The organism is Micromonospora lupini str. Lupac 08, from assembly GCF_000297395.2.
Taxonomy (GTDB): domain Bacteria; phylum Actinomycetota; class Actinomycetes; order Mycobacteriales; family Micromonosporaceae; genus Micromonospora; species Micromonospora lupini.
The window spans coordinates 5,829,109-5,848,426 of record NZ_HF570108.1; the positions used below are offsets into that span (position 1 = coordinate 5,829,109).

The 19,318-nt window shown below is 71.9% G+C and carries 19 protein-coding genes; 3 read left to right on the forward strand and 16 right to left on the reverse strand.

The window, feature by feature from the left end:
* Window positions 1-81: 81 nt before the first annotated feature.
* The 7 genes from MILUP08_RS27615 to MILUP08_RS27645 form a co-directional block, all read right to left on the reverse strand.
* A complete protein-coding gene (locus tag MILUP08_RS27615; RefSeq protein ID WP_007463988.1) occupies window positions 82-912 on the reverse strand; it encodes a carbohydrate ABC transporter permease in 831 nt (276 codons plus the stop codon).
* Window positions 909-1,895, reverse strand: coding sequence for a carbohydrate ABC transporter permease (locus tag MILUP08_RS27620; RefSeq protein WP_007463990.1), 987 nt, complete (start codon window positions 1,893-1,895; stop codon window positions 909-911). The genes MILUP08_RS27615 and MILUP08_RS27620 overlap by 4 nt, the downstream gene beginning before the upstream one ends.
* Entirely contained in the window at window positions 1,892-3,178 is a 1,287-nt protein-coding gene (locus MILUP08_RS27625) for a sugar ABC transporter substrate-binding protein (protein WP_007463992.1), read from the reverse strand. Before MILUP08_RS27625 ends, MILUP08_RS27620 begins: the two co-directional genes overlap by 4 nt.
* A 222-nt stretch (window positions 3,179-3,400) precedes the next feature.
* Window positions 3,401-3,685 carry a GlsB/YeaQ/YmgE family stress response membrane protein gene (locus MILUP08_RS27630; protein ID WP_007463995.1) on the reverse strand — a complete coding sequence of 95 codons (285 nt, stop codon included), beginning with the start codon at window positions 3,683-3,685 and terminating at the stop codon, window positions 3,401-3,403.
* 404 nt (window positions 3,686-4,089) lie between these two features.
* Window positions 4,090-4,374, reverse strand: a complete 285-nt coding sequence (locus MILUP08_RS27635; protein ID WP_007463997.1) for a GlsB/YeaQ/YmgE family stress response membrane protein — start codon at window positions 4,372-4,374, stop codon at window positions 4,090-4,092.
* A gap of 345 nt (window positions 4,375-4,719) precedes the next feature.
* Window positions 4,720-6,594, reverse strand: coding sequence for a translation elongation factor 4 (lepA, locus tag MILUP08_RS27640; RefSeq protein ID WP_007464000.1), 1,875 nt, complete (start codon window positions 6,592-6,594; stop codon window positions 4,720-4,722).
* Between the two features lie 116 nt (window positions 6,595-6,710).
* Window positions 6,711-7,247: a DUF4240 domain-containing protein gene (locus tag MILUP08_RS27645; protein ID WP_007464002.1), complete on the reverse strand. Its 537-nt coding sequence runs from the start codon at window positions 7,245-7,247 to the stop codon at window positions 6,711-6,713.
* Window positions 7,248-7,308: 61 nt separating this feature from the next.
* Here MILUP08_RS27645 and MILUP08_RS27650 point away from each other — a divergent pair, with 61 nt between their 5' ends.
* Window positions 7,309-8,295: a phosphotransferase gene (locus MILUP08_RS27650; protein ID WP_007464004.1), complete on the forward strand. Its 987-nt coding sequence runs from the start codon at window positions 7,309-7,311 to the stop codon at window positions 8,293-8,295.
* A 324-nt stretch (window positions 8,296-8,619) separates the two neighbouring features.
* Window positions 8,620-8,886, forward strand: a complete 267-nt coding sequence (rpsT, locus tag MILUP08_RS27655) for a 30S ribosomal protein S20 (protein WP_007464006.1) — start codon at window positions 8,620-8,622, stop codon at window positions 8,884-8,886.
* 101 nt (window positions 8,887-8,987) lie between these two features.
* Here the strand turns inward: rpsT and MILUP08_RS27660 are convergent, their stop codons facing one another.
* From MILUP08_RS27660 to MILUP08_RS27675, 4 genes are all read right to left on the reverse strand, one after another.
* A complete protein-coding gene (locus MILUP08_RS27660) occupies window positions 8,988-9,398 on the reverse strand; it encodes a hypothetical protein (protein ID WP_007464008.1) in 411 nt (136 codons plus the stop codon).
* Window positions 9,398-10,378 carry a DNA polymerase III subunit delta gene (gene holA / locus MILUP08_RS27665; protein ID WP_007464010.1) on the reverse strand — a complete coding sequence of 327 codons (981 nt, stop codon included), beginning with the start codon at window positions 10,376-10,378 and terminating at the stop codon, window positions 9,398-9,400. The genes MILUP08_RS27660 and holA overlap by 1 nt, the downstream gene beginning before the upstream one ends.
* A gap of 220 nt (window positions 10,379-10,598) precedes the next feature.
* Window positions 10,599-13,007, reverse strand: a complete 2,409-nt coding sequence (locus MILUP08_RS27670; RefSeq protein WP_007464012.1) for a ComEC/Rec2 family competence protein — start codon at window positions 13,005-13,007, stop codon at window positions 10,599-10,601.
* On the reverse strand, window positions 13,004-13,807 hold the full coding sequence (locus MILUP08_RS27675; protein WP_007464014.1) for a ComEA family DNA-binding protein: 804 nt from the start codon (window positions 13,805-13,807) through the stop codon (window positions 13,004-13,006). The genes MILUP08_RS27670 and MILUP08_RS27675 overlap by 4 nt, the downstream gene beginning before the upstream one ends.
* A 426-nt stretch (window positions 13,808-14,233) precedes the next feature.
* Here MILUP08_RS27675 and MILUP08_RS27680 point away from each other — a divergent pair, with 426 nt between their 5' ends.
* The gene (locus MILUP08_RS27680) at window positions 14,234-15,712 is read left to right on the forward strand and encodes an arabinofuranosidase catalytic domain-containing protein (protein ID WP_007464017.1); all 1,479 of its coding nucleotides are present in this window, start codon (window positions 14,234-14,236) and stop codon (window positions 15,710-15,712) included.
* A 106-nt stretch (window positions 15,713-15,818) separates the two neighbouring features.
* On the opposite strand, the gene MILUP08_RS27685 is transcribed toward MILUP08_RS27680, so the two are convergent.
* From MILUP08_RS27685 to nadD, 5 genes are all read right to left on the reverse strand, one after another.
* The gene (locus MILUP08_RS27685) at window positions 15,819-16,592 is read right to left on the reverse strand and encodes an SDR family NAD(P)-dependent oxidoreductase (protein ID WP_007464019.1); all 774 of its coding nucleotides are present in this window, start codon (window positions 16,590-16,592) and stop codon (window positions 15,819-15,821) included.
* 4 nt (window positions 16,593-16,596) lie between these two features.
* A complete protein-coding gene (locus tag MILUP08_RS27690) occupies window positions 16,597-17,451 on the reverse strand; it encodes a DegV family protein (protein ID WP_007464021.1) in 855 nt (284 codons plus the stop codon).
* A gap of 48 nt (window positions 17,452-17,499) precedes the next feature.
* Complete coding sequence (locus MILUP08_RS27695; RefSeq protein WP_007464023.1) at window positions 17,500-18,159, reverse strand: histidine phosphatase family protein; 660 nt, start codon at window positions 18,157-18,159, stop codon at window positions 17,500-17,502.
* Entirely contained in the window at window positions 18,156-18,563 is a 408-nt protein-coding gene (rsfS, locus tag MILUP08_RS27700; protein ID WP_007464025.1) for a ribosome silencing factor, read from the reverse strand. Before rsfS ends, MILUP08_RS27695 begins: the two co-directional genes overlap by 4 nt.
* A gap of 110 nt (window positions 18,564-18,673) precedes the next feature.
* Window positions 18,674-19,270, reverse strand: a complete 597-nt coding sequence (nadD, locus tag MILUP08_RS27705) for a nicotinate-nucleotide adenylyltransferase (RefSeq protein WP_039906718.1) — start codon at window positions 19,268-19,270, stop codon at window positions 18,674-18,676.
* Window positions 19,271-19,318: the final 48 nt, after the last annotated feature.

Genomic DNA, 19,318 nt, shown 5'->3' on the forward strand with positions numbered 1-19,318 from the left:
TGCGGGGCGGCATCCCGCCCGTCCGCAACCTCCGGCTTGGCTCGACCCCTCGAGCCGCGGGCCCGTCCCTCGGCCGACCTGTCAGCCCTTGACGGCGCCGGCCACCAGGCCGGAGACCATCCGCCGCTGCACCAGCAGGAAGAAGATGATGACCGGCAGGGTGAACAGGGTGGAGGCGGCCATGACCGGCCCCCAGTTGGTGTCGTCGCGGCCGAAGAAGAACGTCATCGCCACCGGCAGCGTGTAGCGACTCTGGTCGTTGATGAACGTCAACGCGAAGATCAGCTCGTTCCACGCGGTGATGAAGGAGAAGATGCTGGTGGCGACCAGGCCGGGCGCGACGAGCGGGAACAGCACCCGACGGAACGTCTGGGCCCGGCTCGCGCCGTCGATTGCCGCCGCCTCCTCCAGCTCCTTGGGCACGGCGGCGACGAAGCCGCGCAGCATCCAGACCGCGAACGGCAGCGAGAAGCCGAGGTACGTGAGGATCAGGCTGGGCAGGGTGTTGTAGAGCCCGAGCCGCTGGATCATCAGGAACAGCGGGATGACCAACGCCTCCAGCGGGATCATCTGCACCACGAGCAGCATGATCAGGAAGCTGGTCCGCAGCTTGAAGCGGAACCGGGCCACCGCCGTCGCGGCGAGCAGGGCGACCAGGCCGCTGAGCACCACCGTCGCGACGGCGACGATCGCGCTGTTGACGAAGAAGTCCAGGAAGCTGACGCCGGGGATCAGGTTGCCGGTCAGGATCTCCCGGTAGTGCGCCAGCGTCGGGTGGGCCGGCACCGGCTGCGGGGTGGACGAGAAGATCTCGCTGCTCGGCTTCAACGAGGTCGAGATCATCCAGTAGACCGGGAACGCCGCGAAGAGCGCGACCAGCAGCCCGGCGGCGTTGAGTGCCACCTTCTTCACGACTCGTCCTCCTGCTTGAGCACCATCCGTACGTAGAAGCCGGTCACCACGAGCAGGATCAGCGTGAGGATCACCGCGATGGCGGCGCCGAGGCCGTACTTCGGCGGCGGGGAGAAGGCTTCGGCGTACGAGTAGATGGAGAGCATGAACGTCGGCCGGTCCTGGGTGCCGCCGGCCAGGACGAACTGCTGGGTGAAGACCTTGAAGTCCCAGATGGTGGAGAGCACGATCAGGATCCCGAAGACCGGGCGCAGCAGCGGGAACGTGATCTTCCAGAAGACCCGCCACGGGCTGGCGCCGTCCACCCGGGCCGCCTCGTGCAACTCGCTCGGCACGCTCTTCAGGCCGGCGAGCACGCTCACCGCGATGAACGGGAACGAGTGCCACACGACCACCAGGGTCAGGATGGCGAAGAAGAGCAGCGGCGAGTTGAACCAGCCGTAGCCGGTCCAGTCGCTGCGGCCGAACAGACCGTTGGACAGGCCGTCGGGCAGCGCGTTGAACAGCCAGGTGACCAGCCCGCTCGTGTCGTCGAAAATCCACTTCCAGACGATCGTGCCGGTCAGCGCCGGGGTGGCCCAGGCGAGCATCACGCAACTGGCGACGAAGGTGGCCATCTTGCGGCCGAGCCGGTTGAGCAGCAGCCCGACCAGGGTGCCGAGCACCATCGTGAGCAGCACGTTCGCCGCGGCGAACAGCACCGTGTTGCGCAGCACCGTCAGGAAGAACGGGTCGGAGAGGATGTCGGTGTAGTTGCCGAGCCCCACCCACGGCCACTCCCGGTCGCCGCGCAACTGCCGGACGCTGTTCAGCCGGTAGAAGGACATCGCCACCACCTGGCCGAGCGGCCAGAGCAGCAGCACCCCGATGATCACCAGGGCCGGCAGGAGCAGCAGGTAGGGCAGGCGGTCCACCCGGCGACGCCGCCGCGCGGGGTTCTCCCGCGCGGCGGCCGTCTCCGGCACCTCGGTCAGCGTGGTCACTTGGAGTTGAGGATGCTTTCCATCTCACCGGCCGCGTCGGCGGTAGCCTTCTCGACCGTCTTCTGACCCTTCATGACCGAGCTGTTCATCGCCTGGGTCACCGTCTTCGTGCGGCTGACCTCCACCCACTTCGGGGTGAGCGGCGTGAGCTTGGTGTTCTGCAGGGTGGTGGCGAACGCCGCCATCACCTTGTCGTTGGCGTACGTGTCACCGGCGACCAGATCCTTGTAGACCGGGAAGAAGCCGAGGCTGCTCGCGAAGCTCTGCGCGTTCTTCTTGTTCAGCAGCACGGTCAGGTAGTCCCAGGCCAGGTCCTGACGCTCGCTGTCCTTCCAGATCGCCACGTCCGAACCACCGGCGAAACCGGGCGCGGCCTTGCCGTCCGGGCCGGGGATCGGGAACGTACCCCAGACCTTCTCGATCTCGGGGTTGTCCTTCTTGATTGCGGCCTGCTGCCAGCTACCGGCGAACGCCATGGCGGCCTTGCCGGTGGCGAACTGGGTGCGCGCGTCGATCTCGTTCCAGCCGGCGGCGGCCGGCGGGGCCACCTTGTGGACGGTCACGAGGTCGGTCCAGTACTTGACGGCCCGCTGCGCCTCCGGCGTCGTGTAGCCGGACTTCCAGGCGCCGCCCTGGTTGGTCGCGATCTCCGCGCCAGCGCCCCAGAGGAAGGAGTAGAAGGGCAGCTCGGAGTTGCCCGGCAGCGCGATGCCGTAGGTGCCCGGCTTCTTCGCCTGCACGGCCTTGGCCACGGTGACCAGATCGTCCCAGGTCTTCGGCGGCTGCACGCCCGCCTCGGCGAACCAGTCGGTGCGGTAGTAGATCGCCCGCACACCCGCGTACCAGGGGACGCCGTACTGCTTGCCGTCGAGCTGCGCGTTGCGCACGAGGTCGGGCAGCAGGTCCTTGCCGTCCGCCCAGCCGCCCATCCGACCGCTGACGTCGGCGAGCGCCTCCTGCGCGGCCCAGCCCTGCGTCTCGGTGTTGCCCAGCTCGGTGATGTCCGGTCCCTCACCACCGGCGAGCGCGGCCTGGAACTTCTTGGGCGCCTCAAGCCAGGGGATGTACTGCACGACCACGTCGGTGTCGGGGTGCTTCTGGCGGAACTCCGCCTCGACGCCGTCGAGGAACTTGTTCTGCGCGTCGCCGCCCTCGCCCATCATCCAGACCGTGAGCTTGCTGTCGTCGCCCGCCTTCTCGTCGGACCCTCCGCAGCCGGTCAGCACCATCGCGGCCGAGGCCACCAAGGCGGTGACCGGGGCCAGCCGCTTCCACCTGTTCACGCCACTTCTCCCCTCACGCCGCCTGGAACTTACCTTCTCCGCCGCACCTTAGTACGAAGAAATCCTTTACGACAGTGGCGGACAGGCCGAAGCGTGGCGACCGTACCGCAGGGAACCGACCGGAACGGCCGTGGTACCGGGCCGAATCCGGGCACTCCACCACGAAAGAGCGCCCGACCGGTGGTCGGGCGCCCTTTTCCGTGGTGCGGTGATGCCAGGTTGTTACCGGGTGACGCTGCGGCGGCGACCCACGCCGGCCACCAGCGCGACCGCGATCGCGGCCACCACGACCTGCACCAGCAGCTCCGTCCAGTCGATACCGGCGGTCTCGGTCGCGATACCCATCGCCCGCGCCAGCACCGTCCCCAGCAGAGCCGCGCCGATACCAATCAGCAGGTGCAGCCACATCGGCATGTTCTGCCGACCCGGAACGACCAGGCGGCCGAGCGCCCCGACGATGAGACCAACAACGATGGCAGTGATGATGCCCCACACGGTGAGCTCCACGGTCGCCCTCCTTCTAAGAATGTCTGACACACAATGTGTGCTTCCTGTCGTGACGACTAAGTTCCCGACCCACCAAAAATCCAAACCGACTTCGCGGCCCAGACGATCACGACTTGGCCAACAACAGCACGTTCCACCGGCCGCCCCCGGGCCCGCCTCAACCGCCGTCCGGCGGCCGCGCTCCGGCACCGCGATCGGGCACCGCGATCGACTCGGCTTCGTGATCGACTCGACTTCGCTGAAAGCGGGGTGTCCGAGCGCCGGGGACACCGCGTTTTCAGTGAAACCGAGTCGATCACGAGCGTCGCCGGCCGACGCCGGGCCGAACGGCGAACGCCGAGGGGCGCCCGGCCTGTCGGCCGGGCGCCCCTCGGAAGTGGTTCGGTGTTACGGGTGTGCTGGTGTCATCGGGTGACGCGGCGGCGGCCACCCACGCCGGCCACCAGCGCGACCGCGATCGCGGCCACCACGACCTGCACCAGCAGCTCCGTCCAGTCGATACCGGCGGTCTCGGTCGCGATACCCATCGCCCGCGCCAGCACCGTCCCCAGCAGAGCCGCGCCGACACCGATCAGCAGGTGCAGCCACATCGGCATGTTCTGCCGACCCGGAACGACCAGGCGGCCGAGCGCCCCGACGATGAGACCAACAACGATGGCAGTGATGATGCCCCACACGGTGAGCTCCACGGTCGCCCTCCTTCTAAGAATGTCTGACACACAATGTGTGCTTCCTGTCGTGACGACTAAGTTCCCGACCCACCAAAAATCCAAACCGACTCAACCGCGAAGAAGTTGCCGCGGTCGATGCCGAACGGCTGCGTCGATTGGAGGGGGGAACGCGTCCACACAGGTCAGGCATCATGTTGCCCAGGGCGACGACCTCGCGCGGCGCCCCAAAAATTTCTCACCCCAACCCGGCCCCGGGCTCGCGTCCGGCCCCGGTGATCAAGAGGTTGGCGTCAGGATCCAGGTCCCGGCCGACCCAAACCTCTTGATCACCGCGGCAGGAGGGCGAGCCCAGGCGGGGTGGGGTTACTTCTTCGGGGCCTTGCTGTCGCCGGAGTCGGAGGACAGGGCGGCGATGAAGGCCTCCTGCGGCACCTCGACGCGGCCGACCATCTTCATCCGCTTCTTGCCTTCCTTCTGCTTCTCCAGCAGCTTGCGCTTACGGCTGATGTCACCGCCGTAGCACTTGGCGAGAACGTCCTTGCGGATCGCGCGGATGGTCTCCCGGGCGATGACCCGACTGCCGATGGCCGCCTGGATGGGCACCTCGAACTGCTGGCGCGGGATGAGGGTACGCAGCTTGGCGGCGATCGTGACACCGTAGTTGTACGCCTTGTCCTTGTGCACGATGGCGCTGAACGCGTCCACCGGCTCGCCGTGCAGCAGGATGTCCACCTTCACCAGGTCGGACGCCTGCTCGCCGGAGGGCTCGTAGTCGAGCGAGGCGTAGCCCTTGGTGCGGCTCTTCAACTGGTCGAAGAAGTCGTAGATGATCTCGGCGAGCGGCAGCGTGTAGCGCAGCTCCACCCGGTCGGCGGAGAGGTAGTCCATGCCGAGCAGGCTGCCGCGCCGGCCCTGGCAGAGCTCCATCACCGCGCCCACGTAGTCGTTCGGCGTCAGGACCGTGGCGCGCACCACCGGCTCGTACACCTCGGCGATCTTGCCGTTGGGGTACTCGCTGGGGTTGGTGACGACGATCTCGGCGCCGTCGTCGGTGATCGCCCGGTACACCACGTTGGGCGCGGTGGAGATCAGGTCGAGGTTGTACTCGCGCTCCAGCCGCTCCCGGATGATCTCCAGGTGGAGCAGGCCGAGGAAGCCGCAGCGGAAGCCGAACCCGAGCGCGCCGGAGGTCTCCGGCTCGTAGTCCAGGGCGGCGTCGTTGAGCTTGAGCTTGTCCAGGGCCTCACGCAGGTTCGGGTAGTCGGACCCGTCGATCGGATAGAGGCCGGAGTAGACCATCGGCTTCGGGTCCTTGTAGCCACCAAGCGCCTCGGCGGCCGGCCGGCTGTTGATGGTGACCGTGTCACCGACCCGGGACTGCCGGACGTCCTTCACACCGGTGATCAGGTAGCCGACCTCGCCGACGCCGAGCGCCTCGGCCTTCACCATCTCCGGTGAGATGACGCCGATCTCCAGCAGCTCGTGCACGGCGCCGGTGGACATCATCTTGATCCGGTCGCGGGCGCTGATCCGACCGTCGATGACCCGGACGTACGTGACGACGCCGCGGTAGACGTCGTACACCGAATCGAAGATCATCGCCCGGGCGGGCGCCTCGGCGTCGCCGACCGGCGGGATGAACTGCCGGACGATCTCGTCGAGCAGGTGCGGTACGCCCTCGCCGGTCTTGCCGGACACCCGGATGCAGTCGGCCGGGTCGCCGCCGATGAGGTGCGCCAACTCCTCGGCGTACTTCTCCGGCTGGGCGGCCGGCAGGTCGATCTTGTTGAGCACGGGGATGATGCGCAGGTCGTTCTCGAGGGCCAGGTAGAGGTTGGCCAGGGTCTGCGCCTCGATGCCCTGCGCGGCGTCGACAAGCAGCACGGCACCCTCGCAGGCGGCCAGCGACCGGGACACCTCGTAGGTGAAGTCGACGTGCCCCGGGGTGTCGATCATGTTGAGCACCGCGTGCTCACCGGTCCGCTCGCCCTCGCGGATGGTCCACGGCATCCGGACGGCCTGGCTCTTGATGGTGATGCCGCGCTCGCGCTCGATGTCCATCCGGTCCAGGTACTGCGCGCGCATCTGCCGGGGGTCGACCACGCCGGTGAGCTGCAGCATCCGGTCGGCCAGGGTCGACTTCCCGTGGTCGATGTGGGCGATGATGCCGAAGTTCCGGATGCGACCGGGGTCGGTGGCACCAGGGGCGTTCGCGCCGGGATCGAGCTTCGGTGGCACAGCGGTCCGTTCTGGTCGGCTGACGTGAACAGGCCGGCGCGCCGCCGACCCCCTCCATGTTCCCACGCCGCCGGGGTACGCCCGCTGCGCGGGCGACGGATCGGCCCGAGGACCTCTCACTCCAGGGGCGGCTCGACGAACAGCGCGGCCAGCCGGGGCAGGCGACGGCGGGCCTCCTCCTCGTCGTCGAAGTCCCAGAAGTCGTTCAGATCGGGCGTCCGCACCGGCTCGCGGTCCTCCGGCAGCTCGGACGCGGTGGCCTTGCGGTACGCGTCCCACGGCACCGAGAGCATCTGCTCGGCGGAGAACTCCTCCCCGCTGAGCGAGGCGGCCCGCACCTGGGGCAGCTCGGCCAGCGAGTCGGGATCGCCGACCGCGCGGGCGAAGACCTCCCGCCCCTGGGTCATCAGCCAACCCCGGAAGTGCTCGAAGCCGTCCGCCGAGGCACCGCCGTTGATCAGGTACGCCGCGCCCCACAGGTCCGCCTTGTGCGAGGCCGCCAGCACCCTGCGCTGGTGGTGGGCGTACCCGACGATGTCCTCCGGGTCGCGCTCGGCGAGCAGGGCGACGGCCCGCGCGGCGACCGGTCCGGGCTCTCCCCCGCCCCAGGCGCGGGCCTTGTCGATCAACTGCCAGAAGTCCTCGGTCCTCATGGCTTGGCAGTCTGGCAGTGTCGCCGCGCACCGCGCACGTACCCCGGGGCAGCATGGTGTGGTGTCCTCCCCTCCGCTGCCCCCGGTGCCGTACCACGCGGGCGCGCTGCGCCCGTCGTGGTCGGCCCTGCCGGCGGCGCTGCGGGCCGCGGTCGCCGGCCGTCTCGGCGCGCCGGTGGTCGCCGCCCGGGTCGCGGCCGCCGGCTTCACCCGGGGCTTCGCCGCCGTGCTCGACACCGCCGACGGCGGCCGGGCCTTCGTCAAGGCGGCACCCGCCGTCGCGCAACCGCGCCTCGTGCAGGGGTACGCGCGGGAGGCCGCGATCCTCGACCGGCTGCCGGCCGGCCTGCCGGCGCCCCGCCTGCGGTGGATGCTCAACGACTCCGGGTGGTTCGCGCTCTGCACCGACGCGGTCGACGGCCACACCCCGCGTCTGCCCTGGGCGCCCGCCGAGCTGGACGCCACGCTCGCCGCGTACGCCGAGGTCGCCGCCGCCCTGGCCACCCCGCCGGCCGGGCTGACCGCGCTCGGCCTGCCACAGCTCGCCGAGCTGGCCCGCTCGGACATCCTCTGGTGGGAGGAGGTCGCCGCCGGCCGTGAGCCGCTCCCGGCGCTGCCCGCCGCAGCCCGGGCCCGACTGCCCGAGCTGGTGGCGCTGGAGTCCCGCCTCCCCGGGTACGCGGACGGCGCGACCGGCGTGATCCACGGCGACCTGCGGGTGGACAACGTGCTCATCGACGGCGACGGTCGGGCCTGGTTCTGCGACTGGACCTGGGCCTGCTCCGGGCCGGCCTGGTTCGACCTGGCCGGCCTGCTGCTCACCGCGTACGCGAGCGGGCTGGACACCGATCGGCTCTTCGCGGGGCACCCGGCGTCGGCGGGCGCTCCCCCGGACGCGCTGGACGCCACGCTGGCCGCGTTGGCCGGCTACTACCTCACCGGAGCGGACGCGACACCTGTGACGGCCTCTCCGCACCGGTCGGCGCACCAGCGGTGGAGCGGCGAACAGGCCCTCGACTGGCTCGCCCGCCGGCAGGGCTGGCGGTGACGAAGCCACGGCGACCGCGCAGCGCGGCGGCCCGGCCGCGCAGCGCGGCGGCCCGGTCGCGCGGCGGCCCGGTCGCACGGCGGCCCGTGATCGACTCGGGTTCCTGGAAACCGGGCTGTCAGCCCCGGGCGGATACCCCGGTTTGCAGGAAGCCGAGTCGCCGCCGGTGGGCCCCTGCGACCGGAGCGGACGCCGTATCCGGCCGAGCCGTTTTGGCTCGCCCCGGACGACCTGGTAACCTGGCTCTTCGCGCAGCGATGACGCATGTTCGTCATCCGGCGCACAGAAGCTGACCAACCCGAGCTATCAAGACGAGGCTGTCGCGTGGCGAACATCAAGTCCCAGATCAAGCGCAACCGGCAGAACGAGAAGGCCCGGCTGCGCAACAAGTCGGTCAAGTCGTCGCTGAAGACCGCCGTCCGGAAGTTCAACGAGGCTGCCGAGGCCGGTGACGTCGAGAAGGCCACCGCCCTCATGCTGGACGCCTCTCGCAAGCTGGACAAGGCCGTCAGCAAGGGCGTGATCCACTCCAACCAGGCCGCGAACCGCAAGTCCGCGATCGCGAAGCGCGTGGTGGCTCTCTCCGCCTGACGACTCACCGTCAGACTGATTCGGAAAGCCCCGGACCCCGGTCCGGGGCTTCCGTGTGTCCATGAACCGGTCGACGTGCCGGCGTGGCGTCGGCTGATCGGTCAGTCCGAAGCGTCGGTGCGGCGGGTGGAGAGCATCGGGTCGGCGGTGACCACCACTCCGGTCACGGCGTTCGCGACCCGGGCCCGGCCGACCACCGGCTCCATCTGCTGGCGGAAACGGTCCCGCTCCTGCTCGGGCACGAGCGCGGCGGAACGGACCACCACGGCGGCCACCATGTCGTTGAGCTTGACCATCGCCGCCACCACGACGGGCAGCACCAGCACCGCCCACCAGGTCACCAGCTCCGCGAGGGCGAGCAGCACCGCCAGGGCGATGGTGCCCTCGAAGAAGAGGAAGCAGAGCACCCCGCCGGGGTTGACGAACCGCAGGCCGAGGAGCCGGGCGTAGAGCGGCCGGTACCGCTCCTCGTCGACGGGCATGGTGGCCCACGCCGTACGGCTGTGCGCCATCACCGGCCGCTGCCTTGCCGGGCGGCCACCACGGAGAAGACCGCGCGCTCCAGGGCGTACGCCCGGTCGTCCGAGCCGCCCTTGACGGCCGCGTTGCACTCGGCGGCGACCTGCATGGCGCGGACCAGTCCCTCCGGCGTCCAGCCGCGCCCCTGCCGCTGCGCCCGCTCGATCTTCCAGGCCGGCATCCCGAGACTGCTGGCGAGCTGGTACGGGTTGCCCCGCCCGGCCGATGCCACCCGAGCCACCGTGCGTACCCCGTCGGCCAGGGCATCGGCGATGGGCACCGGGTCGACACCGACGTGCAGTGCCCACCGCAGCGCCTCCAGGGCGGCCGGCACGTCGCCGACCATTGTGGCGTCCGCCACCGTGAAGCCGGTCACCTCGACCCGACCCCGGTAGTAACGGGCCACCGTCTCGGCGCTGATCCGCCCGTCGGTGTCGGCGATGAGCTGGGAGCAGGCGGCGGCCAGCTCGCGCAGATCGTTGCCGACCGCCGCGATCAGCGCCTCGGCGGCGTCGTCGGTGCACTTTCCACCGGCCCGGCGGATCTCGTCGCGGACGAAGGCCACCCGGTCGCGGTGCCCCTTGAGCTTGGCCGCCGGGATCACCGTCGCGCCCGCCGCCCGCAGCCCGTCGGCGAACGCCTTGCCCTTGGCGCCGCCCAGGTGCAGCACCAGCAGTTGGACGTCCGGGTCGGGATTCTTCGCGTACGCCAGCAGCGCGGCGACCAGGTCCTTCCGGGCGTCCTGGCCGGAGCGCAGGATGAGCAGCCGTCGCCCGCCGAACAGCGATGGGCTGAGCATCTCGGCGATCTCACCGACGGTGAGCGCGCCTGCCTGGTACTCGCGAACGTCCGCCTCGGCCTCGACGCTGCGGACCCGCTCGACAGCTTCGGTCACGGCGCGCGTGGCGAGCAGCTCCTCGTCGCCGAGGACGAGCAGAATGGGGGCGAGGCTGGCGGGGGTCACGCCGCCCATATTCGCACGGCCCGTGGCGGGTACGGGCCTGCTCATTCACCGCCCGGTCGGTGCAGCCCGCACTAAGCGCAAATCCAGACATTTACCTCGGTTCGCCATCTAATCCGCAAGACGGCCACGATTTCCGTGGTTGAGCTGCAATTTCCACGGCAGGGCGGGCCAAATGGCGGTGGCCCCCTCTCGCGGTGCTCGTCCGGGTGGCACCTCTGATGGTCGCCTTTTACGGTGGGCGTCCGGGTCGTACCCCTCGGCGGGCCACCGCGAGGCCGTCGCCGGTCCGGATCGCCGCCAGGTCACCGTCGGTGTCGGTCCGCAGGACCCGAGCGCCGCCCCTGCTCAGCCGGGCCAGGAGCGCCGGGTTCGGGTGCCCGTAGGTGTTGCCCGCGCCGACCGGCACCAACGCGACGGCCGGCCGTACGGCGGCGAGGAAGCCGTCGTCCTGATACGCCGAGCCGTGGTGGGCGACCTTCAGCACGTCCGCCCTCAGCTGTTCCGGCGCCGTTCGGGCCAGCACGGCGTGCTGCTCCTCGGTCTCGGCGTCGCCGGGCAGCAGGATCCGCACGCCGGCGACCGTGGCGCGCAGCAGCAACGAATTGTTGTTCGGGTCGGATCTGGTGCCCGCCAGCGGGTACGGCGGACCGAGCACGAGCAGGTCGACGCCGCCGACCCGATGCAGCGCCCCGGCGGTGGTGCCGAGCAGCGTCGCCCGCCCGCTCGCGGCCGCCGCGCGGACCGCGTCCCGGCCGCTCGCCGGATCCGTCGACGGCGGGGTCAGCACGGCGGTCACGCGTCGGCCCCGGAACACCCCGGCCACCCCGCCCACGTGGTCGACGTGGAAGTGGCTGACCACCAGCAGTGGGACCTCCCGGATGCCCAGCCGCCGCAGGCACCCGTCCACCGCGCCCGGATCCGGGCCGGCGTCGACCACCACCGCCCGGCCGGGGGCGACGGGCAGCACCAGAGCGTCGCCCTGCCCCACCGCGCAGGCCACCACCACCCAGCCGGGCGGCGGCCAGCCGGTGGCCAGCAGCCGGACCGGGAGGGCGCCGAGCAGCGCGGCGACGGCGACGACCGCCACCAGCCGGCGCACCAGCGGTCGACGTACGGCGACCAGCAGCGCCACTGTCAGACCGGCCAGCAGCAGGGCGCCCCACGCGCCCCCCGGCCAGGGCAGGGTGCCGGCCGGGAGGCGGGCGCCGTGGCGGGCGAGGACGACCAGCCACCACGCCGGCCAGCTGGCCAGCCACGCGACGAACCCGGCGCCGGCCGGCCAGACCGGTGACAGCACGGCGGCCGTCACGCCCAGCACCGTCGCCGGGGCGATGGCCGGCACCGCCAGCAGATTGGCCGGCACGGCGACCAGGCTGACCGTGCCGGAGATGCCGGCGACGACGGGCCCGCAGGCCACCTGGGCGGCCGCCGGCACCGCCAACGCCTCGGCCAGCCCGGCCGGGACGCCCCGGCGGCGCAGCCCGTCCCGCCAGTGCGGCGCGAGCAGCAGCAGCCCCCCGGTGGCCAGCACGGACAGTGCGAACCCGGCGTCGCCGGCCAACTCGGGGTCGAGCAGCACCAGCACCGTGACGGCGGCGGCAAGTGCGGGCAGCGCGGCCCGGGGTCGACCGGCGGCCAGCGCGACGAGCCCGATCGCTCCCATCGTGGCGGCGCGGACGACGCTCGGCGACGGGCGGACCAGGATGACGAACCCCACAAGCGCCACCCCGCAGAGGAGGCCGGCGAGCCACGGGCCGGCGCGCGCCCAGCGGGCCACCAACAGCACCGCACCCACCACGATCGCGACGTTGCTGCCCGAAACGGCGTTGAGGTGGGTCATACCTGTCGCCCGGAAGTCCTCCTCGACGGCGGCGGGCAGGCGGCTGGTGTCCCCCACCACCAGGCCCGGCAGCAGGCCACCCGGATCGTCGGGGAGCGGCGCACAGGCCCGTTGCAGGCCGGCACGCAGCGTGCCGGCGGCGCGCTGCGCCCAGGACGGCGCACCGTGTCGCTCGGGGGGACCGGTGACGCCGAGCACCGCAGCGGTGAGATCGCCGCCGCGCGGAACGCCGAGACGACCCTCGGCGGTCACGCGCTGCCCGGGCAGCAGACCCCGCCAGCCCGGGTCGGTGGCCAGGACCAGCAGCCGCGCCGACGCGCGGATCCGCTGGCCGTTCGGACCGGTCAGCCGGATCAGCTCACTCGACACCAGCAGCATGCCGGGACGGCCGGCGGATCGGATCGGGCGCGGATCGTCCCGCACGACCAGCTCGGCGGTGACCGGGGCGCGCTGCTCGGCCAGCACGCGGATCGGCGGCGCGTCCCGGACAGCCAGGCGGCCGGCGGTCGCCGCCGCGCCACAGAGCACGCCGAGGCCGACCGCGACGGCGATCCAGCCGTGCCGACGGACGGACGCCCGAGCGTGACCGAGTCGGCCGAGCAGGTGCAGGGCGCCCAGCGCCGACAGCACGGCCGCCGTCCCACCGGCCAGCAGGAGCGGACGGACGCCGACGTGCAGGCCGGTGAGCGCGGTGAGCCAGGCGGCCACGGCCAGACCGGCGAGCCGAAGATCCGGCGGCGGGGTCCGGGGTGGGGCCACGGCCGGACGGCTCGACGGCGTCGGGCGACCGCCGCTCACACCGTCACCAGATCCTTGAGCTGCTCGTAGCGCGCGTCACCGATCCCGTCGACCTGGCGCAGGTCACCGACGCCCTTGAACCCGCCGTGCTGATCCCGGTAGGCGAGGATCCGCTGGGCGAGCACCGGCCCGACCCCGGGCAGCGCGTCGAGCTGGGCCAGCGTCGCGGTGTTGAGGTTCAACGCACCGCCGGCGGCCGGCGCCCCGCCGGCCGCCGGACCGGCCCCGCCCGCGGGAGCCGGTGGTGGCGTCACCCCGACCACGATCAACTCGCCGTCGGTGACCTTGCGGGCCGGGTTGAGCAGCGCCACGTCGACCCCGGGCAGCGGACCGCCGGCCGCCTGCAGGGCGTCGGCGAGCCGCGCCCCGGCCGGCAGGCGCACCAACCCGGGCCTGCGGACCTTGCCCGCGACCGCCACCACCAGCTCGCCGGCCGTCGACGCGCCCCCCTGCTCCGCCGAAACGGCCGGGGCCGCCTCGCCTGTCGACGGGGCGACCGGTTCCGCGTGCGGCCGGGACCGCCAGGCCCAACCCACGGCGAGCAGCACCACCACGAGTGCGACGACCGCCAGCGCCCGCACACCGCGCCGCCCCGGATCGAACGCCCCGGGGCCGGGCAGCCGTGCCGCACCGCCGTCGGGATCGGGGGGCACGTCCGCCGCCGGATAGGTCGACGGCGCACCGGCCCGGGGTGCCGGCGCACCGAACGGGAGCGCCCCCGCCGGTGGCACGCCGCCGCCCGCCGAGGCCGTCAACCGGCGCAGACGCTGGCGTACCTCTGTCTCCTCGTCCTGCGACACACCGCGACGCTAGGACGACGGGCGGAACGCCGGGGCGCCGCGGCCTCGACCTGTGGACAACCGGAGCCACTGTGGACAACGCCCTGATCATGTCCCGATCTGCTACCGGGCCGCCGGGGCAACGGCCCGGCGCGGCGCACCGGGGTCGGGCACGAGAGGTAGCGCGCGCACATGGACAGCCATTAATGTGAGAGGTGTGACGTGTGACGTCACGGTGAACCAGCGCCCAGCGGATCGATCCCGTACCGCGCCCATCCACCGGAAACGGGGCACGCGGCACGTCCCGCACCGCCGACCCGAGCCGTCCCCGCTGGGGCGCGCCCGCACGACGGACACCCCCTCCGTCGACGTCCGTGGGCTCCCCGACCGCCTGGCCGCCACCCATCCCCACCACCCCACCACCCCATCAGCAGTGAAGAGGAATCCATGGACGTGAAGAGAAGGCTGAGCCGTTTGCTGGCCGCCGCGGGGACCCTGCTGGTCCTCGCCGCCGGGGCCGGCGCCTACGTGGTTTCGGAGACGCCCGGCGTCGCCCGGGCCGCCGGCACCGGCCCGTGTGACATCTACGCCGCCGGCGGCACGCCGTGCGTGGCCGCGCACAGCACCACCCGAGCGCTGTACGGCGCGTACAACGGCCCGCTCTACCAGGTCCGCCGCTCGTCGGACAACACCACCCGCGACGTCGGCGTGCTCGCCGCCGGCGGCGTCGCCAACGCCGCGACGCAGGACACGTTCTGCGCCAACACGAACTGCGTGATCACGGTCATCTACGACCAGTCCGGCCGCAACAACCGCCTCACCCAGGCGCCTCCGGGTGGCTTCAAGGGCCCCGCCGCCGGCGGGTACGACAACCTCGCCGACGCGAAGGCGGCACCGGTCACCATCGGCGGCCAGAAGGCGTACGGCGTCTACATCGCCCCCGGCACCGGCTACCGCAACAACAACACGAACGGCGTCGCGACCGGCGACCAGCCCGAGGGCATCTACGCCGTCGTCGACGGCACGCACTACAACCAGTGGTGCTGCTTCGACTACGGCAACGCGCAGACAAACGTCCAGGCCGACGAACGCGCCATCATGGAGACCGTCTACTTCGGCGCGAACAAGCAGTGGGGCTACGGCGCAGGCGCCGGCCCCTGGATCATGGCCGACCTGGAGTGGGGGCTGTTCTCCGGGGTGAACGCCGGCTACAACAACATCGCGCCCATCAACCACCGCTTCGTGACCGCCATGGTCAAGGGCGAGCCGAACCACTGGGCGATCCGGGGTGGGAACGCGCAGTCGGGCGGCCTGACCACCTACTTCGACGGTCGACGCCCCAACGGCTACAACCCGATGAAGAAGGAGGGGGCGATCCTGCTCGGTATCGGTGGCGACAACAGCATCACCGGCCGGGGCACCTTCTTCGAGGGTGTGTTGACGTCCGGCTACCCGTCGGCCGCCACCGACGACGCCGTCCAGGCCAACATCGCCGCTGCCGCCTACACCCCCGCCGGCGGCACCAACCCGCAGCAGAACGTCCAGGTCGTGGGCGCCCAGTCCGGCCGCTGCGTCGACGTCCCCAACGGCACGACCACCAACGGCACCCAGGTGCAACTGTGGGACTGCATCAGCAACAGCGCCGCGCAACGCTGGACCTACACCGCCGGAAAGCAGATCCAGGTGTACGGCAACAAGTGCCTCGACGCCAACGGCCAGGGCACCACCAACGGCACCCAGGTGATCATCTGGGACTGCCACGGCGGCACCAACCAGCAGTGGAACCTGAACTCCAACGGCTCCATCAGCGGCGTCCAGTCGGGACTCTGCCTCGACGCCAACGGCGCCGGCACCGCCAACGGCACGAAGCTCATCCTCTGGGCCTGCAACGGGCAGCAGAACCAGCAGTGGGCCCTGCGTAGCTGATCAGGCAGCCGGGCGTGCTGCCTCGGCGTCAGCACCACGACGCCGAGGCAGCACGACGCCGGAGCAGCACGCCCGCGCCAGATCGCCGGATCGCCGGATCGCCGGATCAGCGGGCCTCCGGGTCGAGGCCGAGCACCGCTCGTCCGCCGTCGACGGGAAGCGTCACCCCGTTGACGAAGCTCGCGGCCGGCGACAGCAGGTACGCGACCGCCTCCGCCACCTCCTCGGCACGCCCGATCCGGCCTACCGGGTGCAGCCGGGTCAGCTCGGCGTCGATCCACTCGGCCTGCGACGGCTCCTGCGCGGCGAGGAACTCGGCGTGCCGCTCGGTGGCGATCGAGCCGAGCGCGACGGCGTTGGCGCGGATGCCGTGCCGCCCGTACTCGACGGCCAGTGCCCGGGTCAGCCCCTCCACTGCGGCCTTCGCCGTGGCGTACGGCAGGGCGCCCGACACGGGCCGGCGGGCCTGGTGCGACGAGACGTTCACGATGGCCCCGCCCGAACCGTGCGCCAGGAACCGGCGGACCGCCACCGCCGCGCCCACCACGGCCGGGCGCAGGTTCAGCCCGATCAGGTCCAGGACGGTGTCGGCCGACGCCGAGTGCAGCGCCGCGTCCCGGAAGACGGCCGCGTTGTTCACCCAGCCGGTGAGGCGGGCGGCGCGCTCGGCCACCTCGGCGGCGTGCTCGGCCACCCGCTCGTCGCCGGCGTCGCCGACCACCGGCAGCAGGCGCTCGGCGGCCGGGTGCCCGGCCAGCCAGTCCACCGCCTCGGCGTCGCGCTCCACGACGACGACTGTGACGCCTGTCGTCACCAACCGTTGCACCACGGCCCGGCCGACGCCACGGCCGCCACCGGTCACCACGCACGCGGTGGCCACCGGCTCAGCCCTCCGACCGGCGGTGTACGACCACGCACGCCAGCCCCGGCCCGGCGTGCGCGGCGACCACCGCGCCGGCCTCGGAGACGTACGTGTCGTGCAGCCGCGCCCCGAGCCGCTCGGTGAGCGCGGCGAGCAGCGCCTCGGCGCGTTGCGGCGCGGCCAGGTGGTGCACGCCGAGGTCCACGTCGTCGTCGCCGGCCGCCTCGACGGCCAGGTCGACGAGACGGGCCACTCCCCGGCTGGCGGTGCGGACCTTCTCGCGCAGCACGATCGCCCCGTCCGGCATGTGCATGATCGGCTTGACCGACAGGGCGGTGCCGAGCAGCGCCTCGGCCGCGTTGATCCGGCCACCGCGGCGGAGGAACTCCAACGTGTCGACGTAGAACCAGACGGTGGTCCGGGCGACGGAGGCGAGCGCCGCGTCGCGTACACCGGCGAGGTCTGCCCCGGCCTCGGCGGCCGTGGCGGCCGCGATGGCCGGGAAGCCGAGTCCCATGCCGGCGGAGCGGCTGTCGACGACCTCGACGCGACCGTCGAAGTCGACGGCGGCCAGCCGGGCCGCCTCGACGGTGCCGGACAGCGCGGCGGAGAGGTGCACCGAGACGACGCCGTCGGCGCCGTCGTCGAAGAGTTGGCGGTACGTCCGGGCGAACTGCTCGGGCGCCGGACGGGAGGTGGTCGCGGTGACCCGGCGGGCGCTCAGCGCCCGGGTGGCGTCGGCGGGCTGGGTCTCCACCCCTTCCAGCCCTTCCGCGCCGTTGAGCACGACGGTCAGCGGGATCACCGTCAGCCGGTGCGCCTGCGACAGCTCGGGCGGAAGGTAGGCGGTGGAATCGATGACGACCGCGACGGGCATGCCCGGCACGCTAGCCGATCGAGGCCCCGAACGCCGAAGCGCGAGCCGTCAGATCGCGTCGACGGCGACCGGCGCGGTGATCAGGCCGACGTTGTGGGCCCGCAACTGCCAACCCCGGACGTCATGGGGACGGCCGACGGCCGGCGCGCTTGGTGCGCGCCGCAACTCGGTCCAGTGGCAGTTGGCCAGCGAGCCGACGCTGCGCAGGACGCCCGGGTCCCAGCCGAGCAGGTGACCGATGCCCTGCCGGGAGCCGCCACCGTGGGTGGCGATGACCACTGTGCCGTCGGGGGCCGCGTCGGCCGCTTCCCGCAGGGCTGCGGCGACCCGTTCGCCGAGGTCGTGCAGCGGTTCCAGATCGGCGCCCGGGTCGGGGTCGCCGGCTCGCCAGCGGGCGTACTCGGCGGGGAAACGCTCGGCGACCTCGGTGAGGTGCAGGCCCTGCCACTGGCCGAAGTGCCGCTCGCGCAGCCGGGCGTCGGTGCGGACCGGCAGCCCGGTCAGCGCGGCCAACGCCGCCGCGGTCTCCGCGGCGCGGCTCAGGTCGCTGGACACGATGGCGTCGGGACGCAGCGACGCGAGCAGCGGAGCGGCGGCGCGGGCCTGGTCGCGGCCCAGTTCGTTGAGGGGTACGTCGGTCTGCCCCTGGACGCGGTTGGCGGCGTTCCAGTCGGTGTTGCCGTGCCGCCAGACGATCAGCCGGGTCATTCGGCTGCGGCGGTCCCGCCGGCGTCGGCCTCGACCAGGTCGCGGTCGACGAACGGGATGGTGGGGCAGTCCTTCCAGAGGCGGTCGAGCCCGTAGAACTCGCGCTCCTCGGTGTGCTGGACGTGCACCACGATGTCGACGTAGTCGAGCAGCACCCAGCGGCCGCCACGCTCACCCTCGCGCCGGATCGGCTTGGCCTTCTCCGGAAGCTCCAGCAGGCGCTCCTCGATGGCGTCGACGATGGCGAGCACCTGACGCTCGTTGGGGGCGGCGGCGAGCAGGAACGCGTCGGTGATGGCGAGCTGGTCGCCGACGTCGATGATCGCGATGTCCTGCGCCTTCTTGTCGGCGGCGGCCTGGGCGGCAGCGATAGCCAGCTCGTGAGCGCGTTCGGAAACTGTCACCGTTCTCCTTCGATCAACCGTGCGATCCTCCAAGCGTCTCACACCCGGCGAGGTCACGACCCGTCAGTTCTGGCCGGTTAAGCGCACGAAACGGCGCATACCGGACGAGATCAGAGCTGATAGAGGCGTCGCTTGGCGATGTACTGCACCACACCGTCGGGCACCAGGTACCAGACCGGCTCACCCCGGGCCACCCGAGCGCGGCAGTCGGTCGACGAGATGGACATCGCGGGCACCTGGATCAGGCTGACCGTGTCCGCCGGGAGGTGCTCGTCGGTGAGCGGGAAGCCGGGCCGGGTCACCCCGATGAAGTGGGCCAGCTCGAAGATCTCGTCCAGATCCTTCCAGGACAGGATGCGTTGCAGCGCGTCCGCGCCGGTAATGAAGAACAGCTGCACCTTGGGGCCGTACTCGGCCTGGAGGTCGCGCAGCGTGTCGACGGTGTAGGTCGGCCCGCTGCGGTCGATGTCGACCCGACTGACCTGGAACCGGGGGTTGGAGGCGGTGGCGATGACCGTCATGAGGTACCGGTCCTCGGCGGGACTGACCGGCTCGTCAGCCTTCTGCCAGGGCTGCCCCGTCGGGACGAAGACCACCTCGTCCAGGCCGAACCGGTCGGCCACCTCGCTTGCCGCGACGAGGTGCCCGTGGTGGATCGGGTCGAAGGTGCCGCCCATGATCCCGATCCGCCGGATATCTTCCTCCACCCTGCGATCGTAGGCCGGGCGTCCGGGGCGACCATTCCGGCCCGCCTC

Coding starts and splice junctions, on each gene's coding strand:
- MILUP08_RS27645 (WP_007464002.1), bottom strand. CDS start 7,247: ATGAGGACCGAGGACTTCTGGCAGTTGATCGACAAGGCCCGCGCCTGG.
- MILUP08_RS27660 (WP_007464008.1), bottom strand. CDS start 9,398: ATGGCGCACAGCCGTACGGCGTGGGCCACCATGCCCGTCGACGAGGAG.
- holA (WP_007464010.1), bottom strand. CDS start 10,378: ATGGGCGGCGTGACCCCCGCCAGCCTCGCCCCCATTCTGCTCGTCCTC.
- MILUP08_RS27680 (WP_007464017.1), top strand. CDS start 14,234: ATGGACGTGAAGAGAAGGCTGAGCCGTTTGCTGGCCGCCGCGGGGACC.
- MILUP08_RS27690 (WP_007464021.1), bottom strand. CDS start 17,451: ATGCCCGTCGCGGTCGTCATCGATTCCACCGCCTACCTTCCGCCCGAG.
- MILUP08_RS27695 (WP_007464023.1), bottom strand. CDS start 18,159: ATGACCCGGCTGATCGTCTGGCGGCACGGCAACACCGACTGGAACGCC.